The organism is Nocardia sp. FBN12 (assembly GCF_054031145.1).
Genome location: NZ_CM132926.1, coordinates 4,137,270 through 4,156,229, shown reverse-complemented (window position 1 = coordinate 4,156,229; position 18,960 = coordinate 4,137,270). Strand labels below are relative to the sequence as shown.

At 68.2% G+C, this 18,960-nt stretch carries 17 protein-coding genes; 13 read left to right on the top strand and 4 right to left on the bottom strand.

Annotated elements, in window-relative coordinates:
- Together kdpA and ACWZHB_RS19805 are read right to left on the bottom strand one after the other, a co-directional pair.
- Nucleotides 1-1,671, bottom strand: a complete 1,671-nt coding sequence (gene kdpA / locus ACWZHB_RS19810; RefSeq protein ID WP_427903346.1) for a potassium-transporting ATPase subunit KdpA — start codon at nucleotides 1,669-1,671, stop codon at nucleotides 1-3.
- Between the two features lie 83 nt (nucleotides 1,672-1,754).
- Complete coding sequence (locus tag ACWZHB_RS19805; RefSeq protein WP_067449012.1) at nucleotides 1,755-1,838, bottom strand: potassium-transporting ATPase; 84 nt, start codon at nucleotides 1,836-1,838, stop codon at nucleotides 1,755-1,757.
- Nucleotides 1,839-2,111: 273 nt separating this feature from the next.
- On the opposite strand from ACWZHB_RS19805, the gene ACWZHB_RS19800 reads away from it, so the two are divergent.
- The 11 genes from ACWZHB_RS19800 (at nucleotide 2,112) to ACWZHB_RS19750 (ending at nucleotide 14,777) form a co-directional block, all read left to right on the top strand.
- Nucleotides 2,112-2,276 (top strand): hypothetical protein, encoded by a 165-nt coding sequence (locus tag ACWZHB_RS19800; RefSeq protein WP_427903345.1) that lies wholly within the window; start codon nucleotides 2,112-2,114, stop codon nucleotides 2,274-2,276.
- The gene (locus tag ACWZHB_RS19795) at nucleotides 2,273-4,795 is read left to right on the top strand and encodes a sensor histidine kinase (protein ID WP_427903344.1); all 2,523 of its coding nucleotides are present in this window, start codon (nucleotides 2,273-2,275) and stop codon (nucleotides 4,793-4,795) included. The genes ACWZHB_RS19800 and ACWZHB_RS19795 overlap by 4 nt, the downstream gene beginning before the upstream one ends.
- 115 nt (nucleotides 4,796-4,910) lie before the next feature.
- Nucleotides 4,911-5,591 carry a response regulator gene (locus ACWZHB_RS19790; RefSeq protein ID WP_427909230.1) on the top strand — a complete coding sequence of 227 codons (681 nt, stop codon included), beginning with the start codon at nucleotides 4,911-4,913 and terminating at the stop codon, nucleotides 5,589-5,591.
- Nucleotides 5,592-5,681: 90 nt separating this feature from the next.
- Nucleotides 5,682-6,125 (top strand): OsmC family protein, encoded by a 444-nt coding sequence (locus tag ACWZHB_RS19785; RefSeq protein ID WP_062986925.1) that lies wholly within the window; start codon nucleotides 5,682-5,684, stop codon nucleotides 6,123-6,125.
- Nucleotides 6,126-6,192: 67 nt separating this feature from the next.
- Nucleotides 6,193-6,528, top strand: a complete 336-nt coding sequence (locus ACWZHB_RS19780; protein WP_427903343.1) for an acylphosphatase — start codon at nucleotides 6,193-6,195, stop codon at nucleotides 6,526-6,528.
- Nucleotides 6,529-6,559: 31 nt separating this feature from the next.
- The gene (locus tag ACWZHB_RS19775; protein ID WP_427903342.1) at nucleotides 6,560-7,429 is read left to right on the top strand and encodes a hypothetical protein; all 870 of its coding nucleotides are present in this window, start codon (nucleotides 6,560-6,562) and stop codon (nucleotides 7,427-7,429) included.
- Nucleotides 7,430-8,593 carry a glutathionylspermidine synthase family protein gene (locus tag ACWZHB_RS19770; RefSeq protein ID WP_427903341.1) on the top strand — a complete coding sequence of 388 codons (1,164 nt, stop codon included), beginning with the start codon at nucleotides 7,430-7,432 and terminating at the stop codon, nucleotides 8,591-8,593.
- 37 nt (nucleotides 8,594-8,630) lie between these two features.
- Nucleotides 8,631-9,086: a DUF350 domain-containing protein gene (locus ACWZHB_RS19765; RefSeq protein WP_427903340.1), complete on the top strand. Its 456-nt coding sequence runs from the start codon at nucleotides 8,631-8,633 to the stop codon at nucleotides 9,084-9,086.
- An 87-nt stretch (nucleotides 9,087-9,173) separates the two neighbouring features.
- Nucleotides 9,174-9,674 (top strand): DUF1707 SHOCT-like domain-containing protein, encoded by a 501-nt coding sequence (locus ACWZHB_RS19760; RefSeq protein WP_427903339.1) that lies wholly within the window; start codon nucleotides 9,174-9,176, stop codon nucleotides 9,672-9,674.
- Nucleotides 9,675-9,858: 184 nt separating this feature from the next.
- Entirely contained in the window at nucleotides 9,859-13,479 is a 3,621-nt protein-coding gene (gene smc, locus ACWZHB_RS19755; protein ID WP_427903338.1) for a chromosome segregation protein SMC, read from the top strand.
- Between the two features lie 305 nt (nucleotides 13,480-13,784).
- Nucleotides 13,785-14,777: an IS481 family transposase gene (locus ACWZHB_RS19750; protein ID WP_427903337.1), complete on the top strand. Its 993-nt coding sequence runs from the start codon at nucleotides 13,785-13,787 to the stop codon at nucleotides 14,775-14,777.
- A gap of 169 nt (nucleotides 14,778-14,946) precedes the next feature.
- On the opposite strand, the gene ACWZHB_RS19745 is transcribed toward ACWZHB_RS19750, so the two are convergent.
- Entirely contained in the window at nucleotides 14,947-15,870 is a 924-nt protein-coding gene (locus ACWZHB_RS19745) for an NmrA family NAD(P)-binding protein (protein WP_427903336.1), read from the bottom strand.
- Between the two features lie 122 nt (nucleotides 15,871-15,992).
- Between ACWZHB_RS19745 and ACWZHB_RS19740 the strand changes: the two genes are divergently transcribed.
- Nucleotides 15,993-16,766 carry a TetR family transcriptional regulator gene (locus ACWZHB_RS19740; protein WP_427903335.1) on the top strand — a complete coding sequence of 258 codons (774 nt, stop codon included), beginning with the start codon at nucleotides 15,993-15,995 and terminating at the stop codon, nucleotides 16,764-16,766.
- Here ACWZHB_RS19740 and ACWZHB_RS19735 read toward each other — a convergent pair.
- Nucleotides 16,750-17,139, bottom strand: coding sequence for a DUF2237 family protein (locus tag ACWZHB_RS19735; RefSeq protein ID WP_014987060.1), 390 nt, complete (start codon nucleotides 17,137-17,139; stop codon nucleotides 16,750-16,752). The genes ACWZHB_RS19740 and ACWZHB_RS19735 overlap by 17 nt on opposite strands.
- Before the next feature lie 154 nt (nucleotides 17,140-17,293).
- Between ACWZHB_RS19735 and ftsY the strand changes: the two genes are divergently transcribed.
- Entirely contained in the window at nucleotides 17,294-18,811 is a 1,518-nt protein-coding gene (gene ftsY / locus ACWZHB_RS19730; RefSeq protein ID WP_427903334.1) for a signal recognition particle-docking protein FtsY, read from the top strand.
- Nucleotides 18,812-18,960: the final 149 nt, after the last annotated feature.

The following is an 18,960-nucleotide window of genomic DNA, read 5'->3' as shown; positions in this document are numbered from 1 at the left end:
TCAGTGAATTCCTTCGGCGAGCGGCCCGAGCGCGAGAGCGGGCAGGAAGGTGAGCGCGACCAGGATCACCGTCACGCCGACGACCATGCCGACGAACTGCGGCCGGTGCGTCGGCAGCGTGCCGATCGACGCGGGAGTGGTGCCCTGCGCGGCCAGCGAGCCGGCCAGGGCCAGCACGAAGATGATCGGCAGGAATCGCCCGAACACCATCGCCAGGCCGAGCGCGGTGTTGAACCACTCGGTGTTGCCGGTGAGACCGGCGAAGGCGGAACCGTTGTTGTTGGCCGCGGATGTGAAGGCGTACAGCACTTCCGAGAGTCCGTGCGGGCCGGAGTTGAGCATGCTCGCCCGTTGGCCGGGCAGCGCCATCGCGACGGACGTGCCGACCAGCACGATCAGCGGGCTCACCAGGAAATACGAAGCGGCCAGCTTGATCTCGCGCGGGGTGATCTTCTTGCCGAGGTACTCGGGGGTGCGGCCGACCATCAGACCGGCCACGAACACCGTGATCACGGCCAGGATCAGCATGCCGTAGAGACCGGAGCCGACACCGCCGGGTGCCACCTCGCCCAGCTGCATGTTGAACATCGTCATCATGCCGCCGAGGCTGGTGTAGGAATCGTGGAACGAGTTCACCGCACCGGTCGAGGTGAGGGTTGTGGCACCGGCGAAGGTGGCCGAATCCGCCACGCCGAACCGGGTTTCCACGCCTTCCATCGACGCGCCGATCGCGGTCGGCACCGTGCCGTGGTGCTGTAGCTGGAAGAAGTTGGTCAGCGCGATGCTGGTCAGGGCGATGGTGCCCATCACCGCGACGATCGCGTACCCCTGCTTGGTGCTGCCGACCATCCGGCCGAAGGTGCGCGGCAGCGAGAACGAGATCACCAGGAGCAGGAAGATCTCCAGGAAGTTCGTCCAGGTCGACGCGTTTTCGAACGGGTGCGAGGAGTTGGCGTTGTAGAAGCCGCCACCGTTGGTGCCCAGCTCCTTGATCACCTCCTGGCTCGCGACCGGTCCACCGGTCAGGGTCTGCTGCGCGCCGCCGACGGTCTGCGCGACCTGGTCGTGCAGGTGGAAGTTCTGGATCACGCCACCCGCCACCAGGACGATCGCGAAGACGAACGCGATCGGCAGCAGGATGCGCAGCGTGCCGCGCACCAGGTCGACCCAGAAGTTGCCCAGCTCACCGGTGTGGCGGCGGGCGAAACCGCGCACCAGCGCCACCGCCACCGCCATGCCGACGGCCGCGGAGACGAAGTTCTGCACCGCCAGCCCGGCCATCTGCACCAGGTGTCCCTGGGTGGATTCGCCGGAGTAGTTCTGCCAGTTGGTGTTGGTGACGAAGCTGACCGCGGTATTCCACGCCAGCGCCGGGGTCATCTCGGTGCCCGGATCGTTCAGGTGCAGCGGCAGCGCGCCTTGGACCAGCTGGAAGAAGAACAGGAAAAGCAGGCCTACCGCGGAGAACGCCAGCACACTGCGGGCGTAGATCGGCCAGGTCTGCTCGACCTCGGGCTTGGCGCCGATGGCGCGGTAGATCAGTCGTTCGACCCGAGAGTGCTTGTCGCCGTTGTACACCCGGAACATGTAGTCGCCGAGCGGCACGTGCACCAGGGCCAGCGTGATGACCAGGGCCGCCACGAAGGCGATCCCCGCGGTTGTCGTGTTCACCTAGAACCTCTCGGGGAAGAGCAGCGCCGCGACCATGAAGACGGCGACGGATGCGGCCAGGACGAGACCGGCAAGGTTCGCGATCACAGCTTCTCCACCCCTCGCTGGATCAAGCCCAGCAGCGCGAAGATCGCCACGGTGAGCACCGTGAACACCACGACAGACATTTCCAACCTCCTTGGGCTCCGAGGTGGAGCGCCTAGGTGAGTGAAACGCCGGATCGCGGCTCGGCGTGGCTTCCTTACGACTCCTTAGCGCCTCGGGGCCCGGCCTTTGCGGAATGTTGACGCGACGGGTGTGTTGATGCCGTCAAAGCAGGCGCGATAGCTGTCAACACACCGTAAAGATCGAGATCACGCTCCCGTTCGGGCGGTAGAAAGTGGGCACCGGTCGGCGAAGGGCGCCGTCGGATTCCCTCGCGCACGGAAAGTGAGATCGCGGTGTCGGTAGTGACCCTTGCGGTGATCTTCGGTTTTGTCGGAGCACTGCTCTTGATCCGGGTGCTCGGTCGGCTGAACTCCTCGCACGCACCGATGGTGACCGTCGCGGTGTTGCCGGTGCGCCCGCCGGCTCCGGCGCGCCGACACGCGATGATGGAACGGTGAAACGCGGACAACTGCGCATCTACCTCGGTGCGGCGCCCGGCGTGGGCAAGACCTACGCCATGCTCGGCGAAGCGCATCGGCGGTCCGAACGCGGCCGCGATGTGGTCGCGGCTGTCGTGGAGACGCACGGGCGTAAGAAGACCGCCGAACTCCTGGACGGCATCGAGCGGATTCCGCCGACGATGGTCTCCTATCGAGGGACCGAGCTGCCCGAACTCGATGTCGACGCGGTGCTCGCGCGCAAGCCCGCGGTGGTGCTGGTCGACGAACTCGCGCATACCAACGCACCGGGCAGCGTGCACGAGAAGCGCTGGCAGGACGTGGAGCAACTTTTGACCGCGGGCATCGACGTGATCTCCACGGTGAACGTGCAACACCTCGAAAGCCTCAACGATGTGGTCCAGCAGATCACCGGCGTCGAACAGCGCGAGACCGTGCCCGACGCGGTGGTGCGCGGCGCCGATCAGGTGGAACTGGTCGACCTGACACCGGAAGCGTTGCGGCGCAGGCTCTCCCACGGCAACGTCTACGCCGCCGACAAGGTCGACGCGGCACTGCGCAACTACTTTCGCCCCGGCAACCTCACCGCGCTGCGTGAACTCGCGCTGCTGTGGCTGGCCGATCAGGTCGACGCGGCGCTGGCCAGGTACCGGGCCGACCACAAGATCACCGAGTTGTGGGAGGCGCGCGAACGGGTCGTCGTCGCGGTCACCGGCGGTCCCGAGTCGGAGACGGTGGTGCGCCGGGCCGGGCGGATCGCGTCGAAGTCCAGTGCCGATCTGGTCGTGTTGCATGTGGTGCGCGGTGACGGGCTGGTCGGGGTATCGACCGAGCGGATGGCCAAGCTGCGTGATCTGGCCGCCGGTCTCGACGCCTCACTGCACACCGTGACCGGCGACGATGTGCCCACCGCACTGCTCGATTTCGCGCGTGAGGTCAACGCGACCCAATTGGTGCTAGGCACCTCGCGGCGCTCGCGCTGGGCGCGAATGCTCGACGAGGGCATCGGCTCCACCGTCGTGCAGCGCTCGGGCAAGATCGACGTGCACATGGTGACCCACGAGGAAGCCAATCGTGGGGTGCGCAGGCATTGGCTGCGTCCGCGGCGACCGGTGAGCGCGTGGCCGGCGGCGATCATCGTCCCGGTGCTGGTCAGCGTGATCTGCGGGGTGTTCCTCGACCGGTGGTTGCAGCTCGGCGGGCTCAGCGCCATGTTCTTCGTCGGTGTCGTCGCGGTCGCGCTGTTCGGTGGTGTCGTCCCCGCCGGTTTGTCGGCGTTGCTGTCCGGGCTGCTGCTGAACTGGTACTTCACCGATCCGCGCTACAGCTTCACCATCGCCGAACCGGACAACTTCGTCACTGTGGTCGTGCTGCTCATCGTGGCGGTGGCCGTGGCGGCACTGGTGGATGTCGCGGCCAAGCGAACACTGCAGGCGCGCAAGGCATCTCGTGAAGCGGAGCTGCTGACGATGTTCGCCGGATCCGTGCTGCACGGCGCCGACCTGCCCAATCTGCTCGAGCAGGTCCGCGAAACCTACGGGCAGCGCGCGGTGAGCGTGCAGTGCGGGGACCAGATCGTGGCCGCGGTCGGCAGTGAGCCACCGAGCCGGCCGTCGGACGCCGAGACCGTCATCGAAGCGGGTGACGCGCAGAGCCATCTGCTGCTGGCCGGGCGGTCGATCGACTCCACCGACCGGCCGGTACTCAATGCGGTCGCCAATCAGGCGGTCGGGTTGGTGCGCCAAGCCCGGTTGGCCGAGGAAGCCAGTGCGGCGGCGGCACTGCTCGAAGCCGATCGGCTGCGCCGCGCGCTGCTGTCGGCGGTCAGCCACGATCTGCGCACACCGCTGGCAGGCGCGAAAGCGGCGGTGTCGAGCCTGCGCAGCGACGACATCGAATTCTCGGCGGAGGACACCGGCGAACTGCTCGAAGCGATCGAGGAATCCGTCGACCAGCTGACCGCGCTGGTGGGCAATCTGCTCGACTCCTCGCGGCTGGCAGTCGGGGTCGTCACCCCGCAGCTGCGGCAGGTGTACATGGACGAGGCGGTGCACCGCGCGCTGGTGAGCGTCGGTATGGGCACCCGCGGCCTGCGCCGAGCCGCGATGGACCGGGTGAAGGTCGAGGTCGGTGAGGTTTCCGTGCTCGCCGACAGTGGCCTGCTCGAACGCGTACTGGCCAACCTGATCGACAACGCTCTGCGCCACTCCGGTCGCGAGTCGCCCGTGCGGGTGACCGCCGAACACGACGGCGACCGGGTGTCGATCGCCGTCGTCGATGTCGGAACCGGCGTCCCCTCCGGCACCGAAGAGCAACTCTTCGAACCCTTCCAACGCCTCGGCGACCGCGACAACACCACCGGCGTCGGCCTCGGCCTTTCGGTGGTCCGCGGCTTCGTCGAAGCGATGGGCGGCACCGTCCACGCCGAGCCGACCCCGGGCGGCGGCCTGACCATGCTGGTCGACCTACCGTCCGGCACACCCGCGGCAGCGGCACACGTCGACCCCCGAGGAAAGTGAGCACATGGGTAACTCATCGGGGACGGGCGACGCGCTCGACCGTCGGTCGCCGACGTCGCGTGACGACGCGCACGAGTCCGGCTCGAATACGCGCGGAGGCGGGGAAACGCATCCACTGATCAAGGTGTTGGTGGTCGATGACGAGCCGCAGATCGTGCGTGCGCTGCGGATCAACTTGTCCGTGCGCGGATACGAGGTGATCACCGCGGGCAATGGTGCCGCGGCTTTGCGTGCTGCCGCCGAACGGCATCCCGACGTCGTCATTCTCGATCTGGGCTTGCCGGATCTGGACGGCATCGACGTGCTGGCCGGACTGCGTGGGTGGACCTCGGCGCCGGTGATCGTGCTGTCGGCGCGGACCGATTCGGCCGACAAGGTCGAGGCACTCGACGCCGGTGCCGACGACTATGTCACCAAGCCGTTCGGGATGGACGAGTTGCTCGCGCGGCTGCGGGCGGCGGTTCGGCGCGGGGCCAGCGCGACCGACGCCGTCGAACCGGTGGTGGTCACCGACTCGTTCACCGTGGACCTCGTCGCCAAGAAGGTCACCAAGAAGGGTGCGCCTGTCCACCTCACCCCGACCGAGTGGGGGATGCTCGAGATGCTGGTGCGCAATCGCGGAAAGCTGGTGGGGCGCAAGGAATTACTGCGCGAGGTGTGGGGGCCCGCGTACGCGACCGAGACCCACTATCTGCGCGTCTACCTCGCGCAGTTGCGCCGCAAGCTCGAGGACGACCCGGCCAATCCGCGTCATCTGCTCACCGAGGCGGGGATGGGTTACCGCTTCCAGGAATGAGCGTGCGCCCGGTCACCCGACCGGAATGCCGGGTGTGGCGTGGACGTTCCCAGGCGTGGATCGTCCTCGAGCGAATGGCAGGATCAAGGCATGGCTGAGCAGACCGCACCCGTGACCAACGCCCCCACCGAACTGTGGGTCGAGCGCACCGGAACCCGGGCATACACCGGGCGCAGCAACCGCGGCGCCGAGGTGTTGATCGCCTCCCAGGGCGTGCCGGGCGCCTTCACCCCGGGTGAACTGCTGAAGATCGCGCTCGCGGGGTGCACCGGGCTGAGCTCGGATCTGCCCTTGTCGCGCCGCCTCGGCGACGAGTTCGACGCCACCATCCGCGTCTCCGGCGACGCCGACCGCGAGAACGAGCTCTACCCGCAGCTCGACGAGGTCCTCGAACTCGACCTGTCCGAACTCGACGAGGCCGCCCGCGAGCGACTACTGGTCACCGTGCAGCGCGCCGTCGACAAGGTCTGCACCGTGGGCCGCACGCTCAAAGCGGGCACCAAGGTGACGTTGACCTTCGACATCGACGCATGAGCGAGCGATCGGTGGGCACCGCCGACCCGGCGGTGATGACGGAGCCGAGCGTCAGCGAGATGGAGCCATGAGCGACGAGCCGGTTCGGCTGAGCGCGTGGGTGCACGGGTATGTCCAGGGCGTGGGGTTTCGGTGGTGGACGCGGTCGCGCGCACTGGAACTCGGCCTGGTCGGCTACGCGCGCAACCACAGCGACGGTCGCGTCCACGTCGTCGCCGAAGGGCCACGAACGGCGGGCGAGAAATTGCTGGAACTGCTACGGTCCGGCGAAGCGCTCGATAGTTCGCAAGCCATCGGGCACGCGACACACAGTTTGTCTGGGCGTGCGCCCGGGCGGGTAGACCTGGTTGTGGAAAGCTGGGAGCCCGCGCGGGGCGACATGACGGGATTCGAGGAGCGCTAGTGGTGACTGCGGGGGCTAGGGGGCGGCAGCGGTGAGCACACAGAACCCTGGTCCGCCCGATCGACCGGAACAACCCTCGAACGGCGAACCCGAGAGATCGCCGTGGACCCCGCCCGACGCCGGCGCGGGCTGGACGCCGCCGAACGCGGGTTCGGAGCCGTTCGACCCGAATGCCGGTGTGACGCCGGACCCGGGCACGGGTTCGACACCGTCCGAGCCGGTTTTCGGTGCGGGTGGCCAGCCGCAACCGGGCCAGCCGCAACCGGGCCAGCCGCAACCCGGCCAGCCGCAACCCGGCCAGCCGCAACCCGGCCAGCCGCAACCCGGCCAGCCGCAACCGGGCAGGCCACAGTCCGGCCGGATGTCGCGGCAGGAACCCGGTGTCACGCAGCCGCGTCCCCCGACCGTCGGTGAGGCCCGCGCCAGGGACAAGGCGCGCAGGCAAGCCGAGGAAGCCGAGCGTGCGGCGGCGGCCGCGGCGGAAGAGAAGCGGCGCAACCGCAAACGCGTGATGATCGGCGGCGTCGCCATTGTCGGTGTCGCCGCGCTCGTCGGTGGCGGCTATCTCGCCTACCGCGCGATCACCGCACCCGACCAGGTGACGGCCTCGTGCGTGCAGATCGACGAGAACGGACAGGAAGTCGTTGTCCCCGACGAGAACTGCGGCGACGGCAAGACCAATTTCCGCAGCGACGGTTCCAGCGGTGGCCACGGCGGCGGACTGCTGATTCTGGGCTGGCCGCAGTACCGCTACCACTACGGCGGCACACCGACGATCGGCAAGCCACCCACCGGCGGCACCTCGGTGAAACCGCGCAACGCCGAGATCAAGACCAAGAGCGGCACCACGGTGCAGCGCGGCGGCCTCGGCAGCAAGTCGACCGGCGGGAGCGGATCGTAGATGCGGCGTAACAAGAGCACGCCACGCGCGGACTGGCAGCAGATCGTCGAGAAGCAGGGGCTGGTCTACGGCGCGCCGGGGCGCGACGCCAGCGGACAGCCGCGGCCGTACTGGGACGAGTCGGTGCACTACGAGTTCTCGATGGACGAGATCCTCGCGCTGGAAGCCGATGTGGAACTGCTGCAGTCGATGTGCCTGCACGCCGCCGAACACGTGGTACTCACCGAGCGCTTCGCCGATTTCGGTCTGCCGGAATGGACGTGGGGCCCGATCGCCGAATCATGGCGTCGCAGTGACCCTTACGTGTACGGCCGCTTCGACCTGCGCTACGACGCGCGCCGCCCGGCCAAGCTGCTGGAGTACAACGCCGACACTCCCACCTCCCTGCTGGAGGCCGCGATCATCCAGTGGCACTGGCTGCAGCAGATGTATCCCGGTGGCGACCAATGGAATTCGCTGCACGAGAAACTGGTGGAGCGCTGGACCGAACTGCGCGGCGTGCTGCCCGGCACCGAACTGCACTTCACCTGGTCGGGTGCCGATGCGACCGGCGAGGACAACGTCACCACCGCGTACATGCAGGAGACGGCGGCCGAAGCCGGTTTCGACACGGTCGCGCTGCCGATCGAGGAAGTCGGTTTCGACACCGAGCTGAACCGGTTCGTGGATCTGGCCGAGGCGCCGATCGAGGCGATCTTCAAGCTGTATCCGTGGGAGTGGATCCTCGACGACGACTTCGGCAAGCGCGTCGTCGGCAGCCTGCCCGCCACCGCGTGGGTCGAACCGCTGTGGACCACGCTGCTGAGCAACAAGGCGATCCTGGCGGTCCTGTGGGAGATGTATCCCGGCCATCCGAACCTGTTGCCCGCCTATCTCGACAACCCGCACGAGCTCACCGAATACATTCGCAAGCCCAAGCTCGGCCGCGAAGGTGCCAACATGACCATCGTCGGCCCCGGCATGGAGACCGCGACCGGCGGCGTCTACGGCGCCGAGGGTTTCGTCTACCAATTGCTCGACCCGCTACCGGAATTCGACGGGATGCGCCCGGTGCTCGGCGCCTGGGTCGTGGGTGACACCGCGGCGGGGCTCGGCATTCGCGAGACCGCCGGCCTGATCACCGATGACGGCGCCGCGTTCGTGCCGCACCGCATCGTCGACTGACAACTCTGACCTCACAACATTGTTCGAAAGGACCACGATGACCGCCCTCGCCCTGGAATCGGGTTATTGGAGTGCGCTCGGTGAAGGCGTCGGCGCCATCATCCTGTACTGCCTGATCGGCCTCGTCCTCATGTTGATCGGCTTCTACGCCATCGACCTGACCACGCCCGGCAAGCTGCGCGACCTGGTGGTCGCCGGCATGCCGAACGCGATCATCGTCTCGGCGGCCGGGATGATCAGCATGGCGCTCATCGTCGTGTTCGCGGTGCTGGCCACCGGCGGCAGCGGCAAGCTGTCCGAAGGGCTGATCGCGGCCATCGTGTACGGCCTGGTCGGCATCATCGCCCAGGTGATCTCGGTACGGGTGATCGAGAAGGTCACCGGCATCGACATCGGCCGCACACTGCACGCCAAGACCTACACCCCCGAGGTCCTCGTCGTCGCTGCCGCGCACTTCGCGCTGGGTCTCGTGGTGGCCTTCGCCATCCTCTGAGCGAGCGTGAACGGTTGACATCGCACTGTGGAGGGTGGACGCTGGAATTCAGCACTCCATCGTGGATGTGACCGAGAGGACGTCGGCATGGATATCACCCCGGGTACGCGCGCGTCCGACGCCGAACGCAACGCGATCGTCGCCCAGCTGGGCACGCATCTGGCCGACGGCAGACTCGACCTGGGCGAATACGACCTGCGTGTGGCCAAGGTCTACGCGACAACCACACGCGACGAACTCGCCGTCGTCCTGTCCGACCTGCCCGCGCTGACGAAACAGCAGCAGGCCGCGCCGGTCGAACGCAAGCCCGGGACGCGCTTCCCGGTCTGGCAGCGCATCGAGGCGGGCTCCTGGCTGGGTGTCAGCGTGATCGTGCTGGTCATCTGGGGTCTGATCTCGCTGACGGCCGGCGAACTCACCTACTTCTGGCCGATGTGGGTGATCGGCCCGTGGGGCGCGGTCCTGGTCTTCCGCGTGATCACCGGCTGGGAAGCGACCCCCGGCACCCAGACCCATCTCCGTCAGCTGCAGAAGCAGATGAAGCACCTCGACCCACACGCGAAGCCCATCGATCCGCACCAACCATGAATTGCCGGTACTTTGGCCGACATGCCGAAGTAAGAACATCGGTAACTCGCCGGGTGCGGGCAGACTCGGCTATCGAGATGACCGCCGCTCGCCTGCGGTAAGCCCACGCGCCCAGGTCTGGCCCGAGTCACGGGGAGGCGGGGGAGCTAGCATGGTTGCTCGCGCGTAGGAAGGGTCCTCGGTAGTGCATTTGAAGAGTCTGACGTTGAAGGGGTTCAAGTCCTTCGCGTCCGCGACCACTTTGCGCTTCGAACCGGGCATCACCTGCGTCGTCGGGCCGAACGGGTCCGGCAAATCCAATGTCGTCGACGCACTGTCGTGGGTGATGGGCGAGCAGGGTGCCAAGGCGTTGCGGGGCGGGAAGATGCAGGACGTCATCTTCGCGGGCACGATCGGGCGGGCTCCACTCGGGCGCGCCGAAGTCACGCTGACCATCGACAACTCCGACGGCGCGCTGCCCATCGACTACGCCGAGGTGTCGATCACCCGGCGGATGTTCCGCGACGGCGCGGGCGAGTACGAGATCAACGGCAGTACGTGCCGGCTGATGGATGTGCAGGAACTGCTGTCGGACTCCGGTATCGGGCGCGAGATGCACGTGATCGTGGGTCAGGGCAGGTTGTCGGCGATCCTGGAATCGCGGCCGGAGGATCGGCGCGCGTTCGTCGAAGAGGCCGCGGGCGTGCTCAAGCACCGCAGGCGCAAGGAGAAGGCGGTCCGCAAGCTCGACGCGATGCAGGCCAACCTCGCCCGGCTCACCGACCTCACCACCGAACTGCGCCGCCAGCTCAAGCCGCTCAGCCGCCAGGCCGAGGTCGCCCGCCGCGCGCAGACCGTGCAGGCCGACCTGCGCGATGCCCGGCTGCGGCTGGCCGCCGACGACCTGGTCACCCGCCGTGGCGAGCTGGAATCCCAGCTCAGCAAAGAGGCCTACGCCCGCGAGCAGCAGATCAACGTGCAGACCGAACTCGACGCCGCTAATGCCGCGCTCGCGCAGCAGGAGTTCCAGCTGTCGCGGCTGAGCCCCAGCGCCGAGGCCGCCGCCCAGACCTGGTTCCAGCTCTCGGCGCTGACCGAACGGGTGAACGCCACCATCCGCATCGCCAGTGACCGGGCCAGGCACCTGCACACCGAGGCGCCGGTCGGCACCGGCCGCGACCCGGAGCAGCTAGAGGCCGAGGCCGACCGGATCGAGGCCGAAGAGGCCGAACTGCGGTACGCGGTCGAGATGGCCACCGAAACGCTCGAAGCGGCCCGCGAAGCCCTCGCCGACCGTGAACATGCCGCCAAGGCCGCCGAGCAGGCACACCTGGCGGCCGTACGCGCGATCGCGGACCGCCGTGAGGGATTGGCCCGGCTGTCCGGCCAGGTCGACAATCTGCGCACCCGCGCGCAGTCGGTGGACGCCGAGATCGCGCGGCTGTCCGTGGCCATCGCCGACGCCCGGCACCGTGGCGAGGCCGCGCAGGTCGAATACGACGCCGTGCAGGACGAACTCGGCGAACTCGACGCGGGGGAGAAGGGTCTCGACGCCCAGCACGAACACGCCGTCGCCGCCAAGGAACTCGCCGACGAGCGCGTGCGGGAACTGCGCGAGCTGGACCGTGAGGCGAGCAAACTGGTCGCCGGACTCGGCGCCCGCATCGAAGCGCTCGGCATGAACCTGGCCCGTAAGGACGGCGCGGCCTGGCTGCTCGAGCACGGGGTGAGCGGGGTCGGTGGGCGGTTGTCCGGGTTGTTGCGCGTGCAGCCGGGATTCGAGGCCGCCGTGGCCGCGCTGCTCGGTCCGCTCGCCGACGCCATTACCGCCGACACGGCGACCACCGCTGGTGCCGCGGTGCGCGAACTGCGTAGTGGCGACGGGGGACGGGTGGCGTTCGTCTTCGCGACCGAGGGCACGGTAGCGAGCGAGCGCGGGTCGTTGCCCGCCGGTGCGCAGTGGCTCGCGGACGTGCTCGACGGCGACGCTCAGGTGCGGCCCGCGCTGGCTGCCCTCACGGCAGGCGTCGTGGTTGTCGATGATCTGGCGAGCGCGGGCGAACTCGTCACCCGGCGCCCGGAACTGCGGGTGGTCACCCGTGACGGTGATCTGGCCGGTGCCGGCTGGGTCGTCGGCGGCTCGGAACGGATGCCGAGCCAGCTCGAGGTCCAGGCCGACATCGACGCTGCCACCGCCGAGTTGGCCGCCGCGCAACGTCGAGCCGAGGAGCTGGAAGCGGCGCTGGCAGGCGCGCTGGCCGAACAGACCGACCGCAGGGACGCCGCCGATCACGCGTTGATGGCGCTGCACGAATCCGATCAGGCACTGCTGGCGATCTACGACCGGCTCGCGCGTGTCGGGCAGAGTGCGCGTGCGGCGCAGACCGAAGGCGAGCGGCTGGCCACTCAGCGTACGGAAGCCGAAGCGGCACGGGAGAAGTCACTCGCTTCCCTCGCCGAACTCGAAGACCGGCTGCGCCACGCCGAGTTCGAACACGACGGCAGCGATGACAGTTTCGGTGCCGCGAGCACCGAGACCGCGGGCTACGCGCGTGAGGAAGCCGCCGCCGCGCTCGCCGAAGCCCGGACCATGGAGGTCGAGGCGCGGCTGTCGGTGCGCACCTCGGAGGAACGCGCGGAATCTGTTCGTGGCAAAGCGGATTCGCTGCGCCGGGCTGCTCGTGGTGAGCGGGAGGCCAGGGCTCGCGCGGAGCGTGCGCAGGCCGCTCGGCGCCAGGCGGCCGCGGTGGCCGCGGCGGTCGCCGAGTCCGGTACCAAGATCAAGCAGGAACTCGAGCAGGTGGTGACCACCGCCGCGGCACGGCGTGACGAATTGGTCCGTCGCCGTGGGGAATGCGCGGCCGCGCTCGAACAGGTGAAGGAACGCGCGCGTGCGCTGAACACCCAGCTGGCCCAGCTCACCGATGCCGTGCACCGCGACGAAGTCGCCAAAGCCCAAGCGGCACTGCGCATCGAACAGCTGGAGACGACCATCTCCGAACAGTTCGGCATCGCGCTGGCCGACCTCGTCTCCGAATACGGACCCGACGTGCCGTTGCCGCCGTCGGCGCTGGAGATGCACGAGTACGAGGAGGCCAAGGAGCGCGGCGAGCAGGTGAGCGCACCGCAGCCGATGCCCTACGACCGGCCCACTCAGGAGCGTCGCGCCAAACGCGCCGAGAAGGACCTCACCACCCTCGGCAAGGTGAATCCTCTTGCGCTGGAAGAGTTCGCGGCACTCGAGGAGCGCTACACCTTCCTCGCCACCCAGCTCGAGGACGTCAAGAACGCGCGCAAGGACCTCCTCGATGTGGTCGCCGAAGTCGACGCTCGGATCCTTCAGGTGTTCACCGAGGCCTACGCCGATGTGGAACGCGAATTCGTCGGGGTGTTCGGGAAACTGTTCCCGGGCGGTGAGGGCAGGCTGGTGCTCACCGACCCGTCGGACATGCTCACCACCGGTATCGAGGTCGAGGCCCGGCCGCCCGGCAAGAAGGTCAAGCGTCTCTCCCTGCTCTCCGGTGGTGAGAAGTCGCTCACGGCAGTGGCTTTGCTGGTTGCCATCTTCCGCGCTCGGCCGTCCCCGTTTTACGTGATGGACGAGGTCGAGGCGGCTTTGGACGACACGAACCTGCGTCGGCTGATCGGGTTGTTCGAGCAGTTGCGTGAGAAGAGTCAGTTGATCGTGATCACGCACCAGAAGCCGACTATGGAGATCGCCGACGCGCTTTACGGTGTGAGTATGCGCGGCGATGGCATCACTCAGGTGATCTCGCAGCGGTTGAACCGGGCTGAGGTTGCTGAGTCGGTGTCGGCCACGGTGTGAGAGGGGTTGTGGCAGAACTCCGGGGGTTTGAGTAGTCCTGGAGGCGCTGGCTGTGTTTGTTGGAGCGCTGGCGCGCTCGAGTCGCGGCCCCGAGGGGCCGCCGGTTAGGCGCCGTTGCTTGCTCCTTCGTCGCCTACGCAACGGCGCCTAACCGGCGACCCGGCCGCGACCGGCCACTTCGTGGCCGTCCCTCCCTAGGTGTGTTGACCATGCAGGTTGGTAACGGCGTGGCGAGCTGACATGGCGAAGACCTCCGAGTGAGATGCGAGCTGTCTAAGGAACGCGTCTCTCAACGGAGGTCTTCAATGACACACCGTAATGCACCCCTGACCGAACTCGGCCGTCTACGACTAGCCCGCTGTGTCATCGACGACGGCTGGCCACTACGACGGGCAGCCGAACGATTCCAAGTCTCACCCACCACCGCCGCCCGCTGGGCCAACCGCTACCGCCACCACGGCATCGCGGCCATGTCCGACCGATCCTCACGCCCGCACCACTGCCCGAACCGGACCCCGACCCGCACCGAACGCCGCATCATCAAAATCCGTGTCCTACGCCGGTGGGGACCAGCACGGATCGCCTACCTACTCGGTTTGCATCCCTCCACCGTGCACCGGGTGTTGACACGCTACAAACTGGCCCGCCTGGCCTGGCTCGACCGCACCACCGGCACCCCGATCCGCCGCTACGAACACGATCACCCCGGCGACCTGGTCCATGTCGATATCAAAAAGCTGGGCAACATCCCCGACGGCGGCGGGGCCCGCGCGGTCGGGCAAAAACTCGGGCGCACCAACCGCACCCGGACCGCGGGCAAGACTCTCGACAGCCGTGGTCGCAGCCATCTGGGCTACAGCTATCTCCACAACGCCATCGATGACCATTCCCGCCTCGCCTACACCGAGATCCTGCCCAACGAACGCAAGGAAACCGCTGCCGGGTTCTGGCAACGAGCCCAGAAGTTCTTCTCCACCAACGGGATCACCGTCAAACGAGTCCTGACCGACAACGGTCCCTGCTACCGGTCCCGGCTCTGGGCCCAGACGATGACCGCGGCCTCGATCACCCATAAACGGACCCGCCCTTACCGGCCACAAACCAACGGCAAGGTCGAACGGTTCAACCGCACCCTTGTCGATGAATGGGCCTATGCCCGCGCTTACCGGTCAGAGACCGAACGCCGAGCCGCGTTCACCGAGTGGCTCCATACCTACAATCACCACCGAGCCCACACCGCACTCGGAGGACGTCCGCCAGCTAGCCGCGTCCCTAACCTCTCAGGTCAACACACCTAGGGGTCGGGAGTGCGGTGGCTGGGGTGGGTGGGTTGTGGAAGACGGGGACGAGCTGGGTGCGCGTGGTTGTGGGGTGGGTGTGGAAGACGGGGACGGGCCGAGGTGCGCGGTGTGGTCGGGAGTGCGGTTATGGCGGGTTTGGGGTGGGCGGTGTGGTTTGGGTTGTGTGTCAGTGCGGGCGGTGGGTTTTCGGGGTTTTGGTGTTGATTTGGGCGTGGATTCGTTGGGTGCCGCTGCGTTCTAGCCAGTCGTGCAGGGAGGTCAGGTGCGGGTACAGGGTGCGCAAGGTGGGGAGGTCGGCTTGCCAGCCGCCGGTTTCGCGGATCAGGCGCCAGGTGTTGCCGAGTTGGGGGCCGATGGCGTCGGCTTCTGCCTCGGTGACTTCGCGGTAGTGGATGGGGTGGCCAGTCGCGGCGCTGATGATGGTGGCCGCGTCGACGGGGGTGATGGCTTCGCCTGCGAGTTCGAGGGTGCGGGTGTGCCAGGTTTCGGGGGCGGCGAAGGCCAGGGTGGCGAAGGCGGCGATGTCGTCGACGGCGATCATCTGGAGGGGGCGATCGGCGGGGAACAGGTGGCGGTGTTCGCCGCCTTCGCGGATGCCGTCGACGGGGGAGCCCTGCAGGAGGTAGTTCTCCATGAAGCGCACCGGGCGCAACACGGTGTAGCGCAGGCCGGAGGCGGCTAGGGCGTCTTCGATCTGGCGTTTGCCCTGTTGGCCCCATGATTTCGCGGCGCCCATCGTGGCGACGCCGGTGAACACGATCTGCTCTACACCCGTGGCTTCGGCCGCGGCGATCATGGCGAGACCGCGTCGGGCTTCGGTGTCTTCACCCCAGCCTTTCGCGCGGTAATCAGCTGGGGGAACGAGGAATACGGCTCGGGTGCCGGTTGCCGCGGCGCGCAGGGAGATGGGGTCGTCGAAGTCGCCGGCGGTCAATTGCGCACCGGCGTCGGCCAGTGCGCGAGCGGCGGGGGAGTCGAGGTCGCGCACCAGCGCGCGGACCCGGTGTCCTTCGGCGAGCAATCGGTGGGCGGTCGCACCACCCTGCTTGCCGGTGGCGCCGGTGATCAGGACGGGGAGTGCTGAGGTCATCGCGGAGGAGTTCCGTTCGTGAACGATCGTAGGCCTACAATCGGGTCGGTCGACCCGTATTCCGGACGTTACGGGCGCTCACACCCGGTTGGCCAGGTCCGGTGCAGGGAAGGCGTAACGAAATGACGGTCGACAACCGCGCGGAACCGGCGATCCGGTCCGACGCGCGACGCAACCGCGCGCTGATCCTGGCCGCCGCTCAGCGGGCACTCGCCGAACGCGGTACCACCGTCTCGCTGGCCGAAGTTGCCCGCCGCGCGGGCGTCGGCGCGGGCACCGTGCACCGGCATTTCCCCACGAAAACCGATCTGCTGGAAGCGGTTATGCAACAGCGCGTCGACCGACTGGCCGCGCTGGCCGCCGAACACCTCACCGATCCGGACCCGGGCGAGGCCTTCTTCGCCCTGTGCGCGCATGTCATCGTCACGACGCCCGGCAACAAGGACCTGTGTGACCTGGTGCAATCCGACGACGGCTGGCCACGCGCCCTGCTCCGCGGCACGGGCGACCGCTTCCACCGCGCGCTGGGTGCCCTGCTCGTCTCAGCCCAACGTCAAGGGGCGGTGCGTTCCGATGTGGTCGTCACCGACGTCCTCGACATCTTCACGGGATGCGTTGCCATCCAACGGCATCGACGTGCGGAAGACCCCCTCGCCCCCGCTGTCGTCCTCGTTCTCGACGCCCTGCGAACCCGCCCGCCGCTTGTCACGGAACTCGCGAAAATCGACCGTAACGAAACGAGGGACGGTGACGAAACTCCGCCGGTGTGCCCCGTCTGCGGCGGTCGACTCGATCGCTCCACCACCGGCAGGCCCGCCCGCTACTGCTCGGCGGCCTGCCGCCAGAAGGCTCACCGCCGACGGAACGGGAGACGACCCCTTACAGCAGGTCGCTGACGTCGTCGGGGACATCGACGGCGTATTTGCGCAGGATGTCCATGGAAATGACTTCCAGCGCGTTCTCGTGGGTGGCGGCCAGCACCACGGGGGCGGCGACGCCGTCCTCGTGGGCATGCAACCAGCGGACCGCCACCACGCACCAGCGGTCGCCCGGTTGCAGGCCGGGGAAATTGTTCTCTGGACGGGGGGTACTGAGGTCGTTGCCGATGGATGCCTGATGCTCCAGGAATTCCGCCGTCACGACGGTGCACACGGTGTGGCTGCCGAGATCCTCCGGACCGGTGCTGCAGCAGCCGTCCCGGTAGAAGCCCGTGAGAGGATCGGCGCCGCACTCTTCCAGCGGCCCCCCAAGCACGTTTCGATCGGTCACTCCGCTGATCCTATGGGGCAACCGCCAGAAGTTCCGCAGGACAACGAATCTGTAGTGTTTCCGCCATGTGGCGACAGGCCCGCAATCGCCTCGCCGACCCGCCGCGCAGACGCCGCCGACGTGCGGTAACTTGCCGCCCGAATAGACTCGCCGGGTGAGTTCGCAAGCGTGGATCCTGATCGCCGCGATCGCCGCCGTCCTGTTGGTGGCGCTCGTCGCGGGTTTCGTCCTGTACAAGCGACGCCAGATTTCGCTGGCCCCGCCCGAGCCGGACAAGGAGTTGACGGACCGCTCCGGTGGTTACACCGCGTCCGGTGGATTCAGCTTCAGCCAGGGCGGCTCGACGGCGACCGTGCCGAGACCCGAGCCCGTCGGTGAGCGCACCGACACCGACGGCCAACCGCACATCGGCGACGACGCCGCGGTCCCGCGTGACGCCCCGCGGCGCGGCATCACCGACGTGCCGCTGCCCGAGGGCGATGTCGCCGTCGACGAGCCGGTGGTGGTCCCCGACGACGCGTCGACCCTCGCACCGGCCGAGCCCGCGGACACGCTGCCGACCGACACCCCGGCTACCGCGCCTACCGCGGCCCCTGCGGAGGCCGCACCTTCGGACACCGTTGCCACGCCGCCGGAGACCGCACCCACCGAGGCTGAGCCCGCGGACACGGCGTCGACCGAGGTTGCGGCCGAGACCGCCCCGGCCGAAGTCGACGCGACCACCACCGCGATCGAAGAGATCGACCCCACCACCGGCCGCCTCGTCCGCCTGCGCGGCCGCCTGGCCCGCTCCCAGAACGCCGTCGGCAAGAGCCTGCTCGGCCTGCTCGGCGGCGGCGACCTCGACGAGGACTCCTGGGAAGAGATCGAAGACACCCTGGTGCTGGCCGACATCGGCACCGCGAGCACCGCGAAGATCGTCGAGCGCCTCCGCGAGGAGATGGCCTCGCGCAGCGTGCGCACCCCCGAACAGGCCCGCGGCGCCCTGCGCGACGTGCTGATCGAAGCGCTGCGCCCCGAGCTCGACCGTTCCATCCACGCCCTCCCGCATGGCGACAAGCCGGCGATCCTGCTTGTCGTCGGCGTGAACGGCACCGGCAAGACCACCACCACCGGCAAACTGGCCCGCGTGCTCGTCGCGGACGGTCGCCGCGTGCTGCTCGGCGCCGCCGACACCTTCCGCGCCGCCGCCGCTGATCAGCTGCAGACATGGGGTGAACGGGTGGGCGCCGAGACCGTGCGCGGTAAGGAGGCCGCCGACCCGGCAGCCGTCGCGTTCGACGCGGTCACCGCGGGCATCGACGGCGGTGTCGACGCCGTTCTCATCGACACCGCGGGCCGCCTGCACACCAAGACCGGCCTGATGGACGAGCTGGGCAAGGTCAAGCGGGTCGTGGAGAAGAAGGGTGAGGTCGACGAGGTGCTGCTGGTCCTCGACGCGACCGTCGGCCAGAACGGCCTGATGCAGGCGCGCGTCTTCGCCGACGTCGTCGACATCACCGGCGTGGTCCTCACCAAACTCGACGGCACCGCCAAGGGCGGAATCGTGTTCCAGGTGCAGCACGAACTCGGCGTTCCGGTGAAATTGGTCGGCCTGGGCGAGGGCGCCGACGATCTGGCCCCGTTCGAGCCGGGAGCGTTCGTCGACGCGCTGCTCGGGGGTACCGCGTAGCTGTTCGCGCGCTGCCCGTCCGATCCGGCGATCGGGCGGGCAGCGCTGTCTGCCAGCGACGATGCCCGCGGCGAATCGCCGGGCGAACTCGCGGCGAATCGCACTTGCGTACCGACCTCACCGTGAGCTGACAAGCTCATGCCAACCAC

Excerpts from the sequence above, each read along its gene's own strand:
- ACWZHB_RS19805 (WP_067449012.1), bottom strand. The coding sequence starts at position 1,838 with ATGTCTGTCGTGGTGTTCACGGTGCTCACCGTGGCGATCTTCGCGCTG.
- ACWZHB_RS19785 (WP_062986925.1), top strand. The coding sequence starts at position 5,682 with ATGGCTGAGCAGACCGCACCCGTGACCAACGCCCCCACCGAACTGTGG.
- ACWZHB_RS19780 (WP_427903343.1), top strand. The coding sequence starts at position 6,193 with ATGAGCGACGAGCCGGTTCGGCTGAGCGCGTGGGTGCACGGGTATGTC.
- ACWZHB_RS19770 (WP_427903341.1), top strand. The coding sequence starts at position 7,430 with ATGCGGCGTAACAAGAGCACGCCACGCGCGGACTGGCAGCAGATCGTC.
- ACWZHB_RS19765 (WP_427903340.1), top strand. The coding sequence starts at position 8,631 with ATGACCGCCCTCGCCCTGGAATCGGGTTATTGGAGTGCGCTCGGTGAA.
- ACWZHB_RS19760 (WP_427903339.1), top strand. The coding sequence starts at position 9,174 with ATGGATATCACCCCGGGTACGCGCGCGTCCGACGCCGAACGCAACGCG.
- ACWZHB_RS19750 (WP_427903337.1), top strand. The coding sequence starts at position 13,785 with ATGACACACCGTAATGCACCCCTGACCGAACTCGGCCGTCTACGACTA.
- ACWZHB_RS19745 (WP_427903336.1), bottom strand. The coding sequence starts at position 15,870 with ATGACCTCAGCACTCCCCGTCCTGATCACCGGCGCCACCGGCAAGCAG.
- ACWZHB_RS19740 (WP_427903335.1), top strand. The coding sequence starts at position 15,993 with ATGACGGTCGACAACCGCGCGGAACCGGCGATCCGGTCCGACGCGCGA.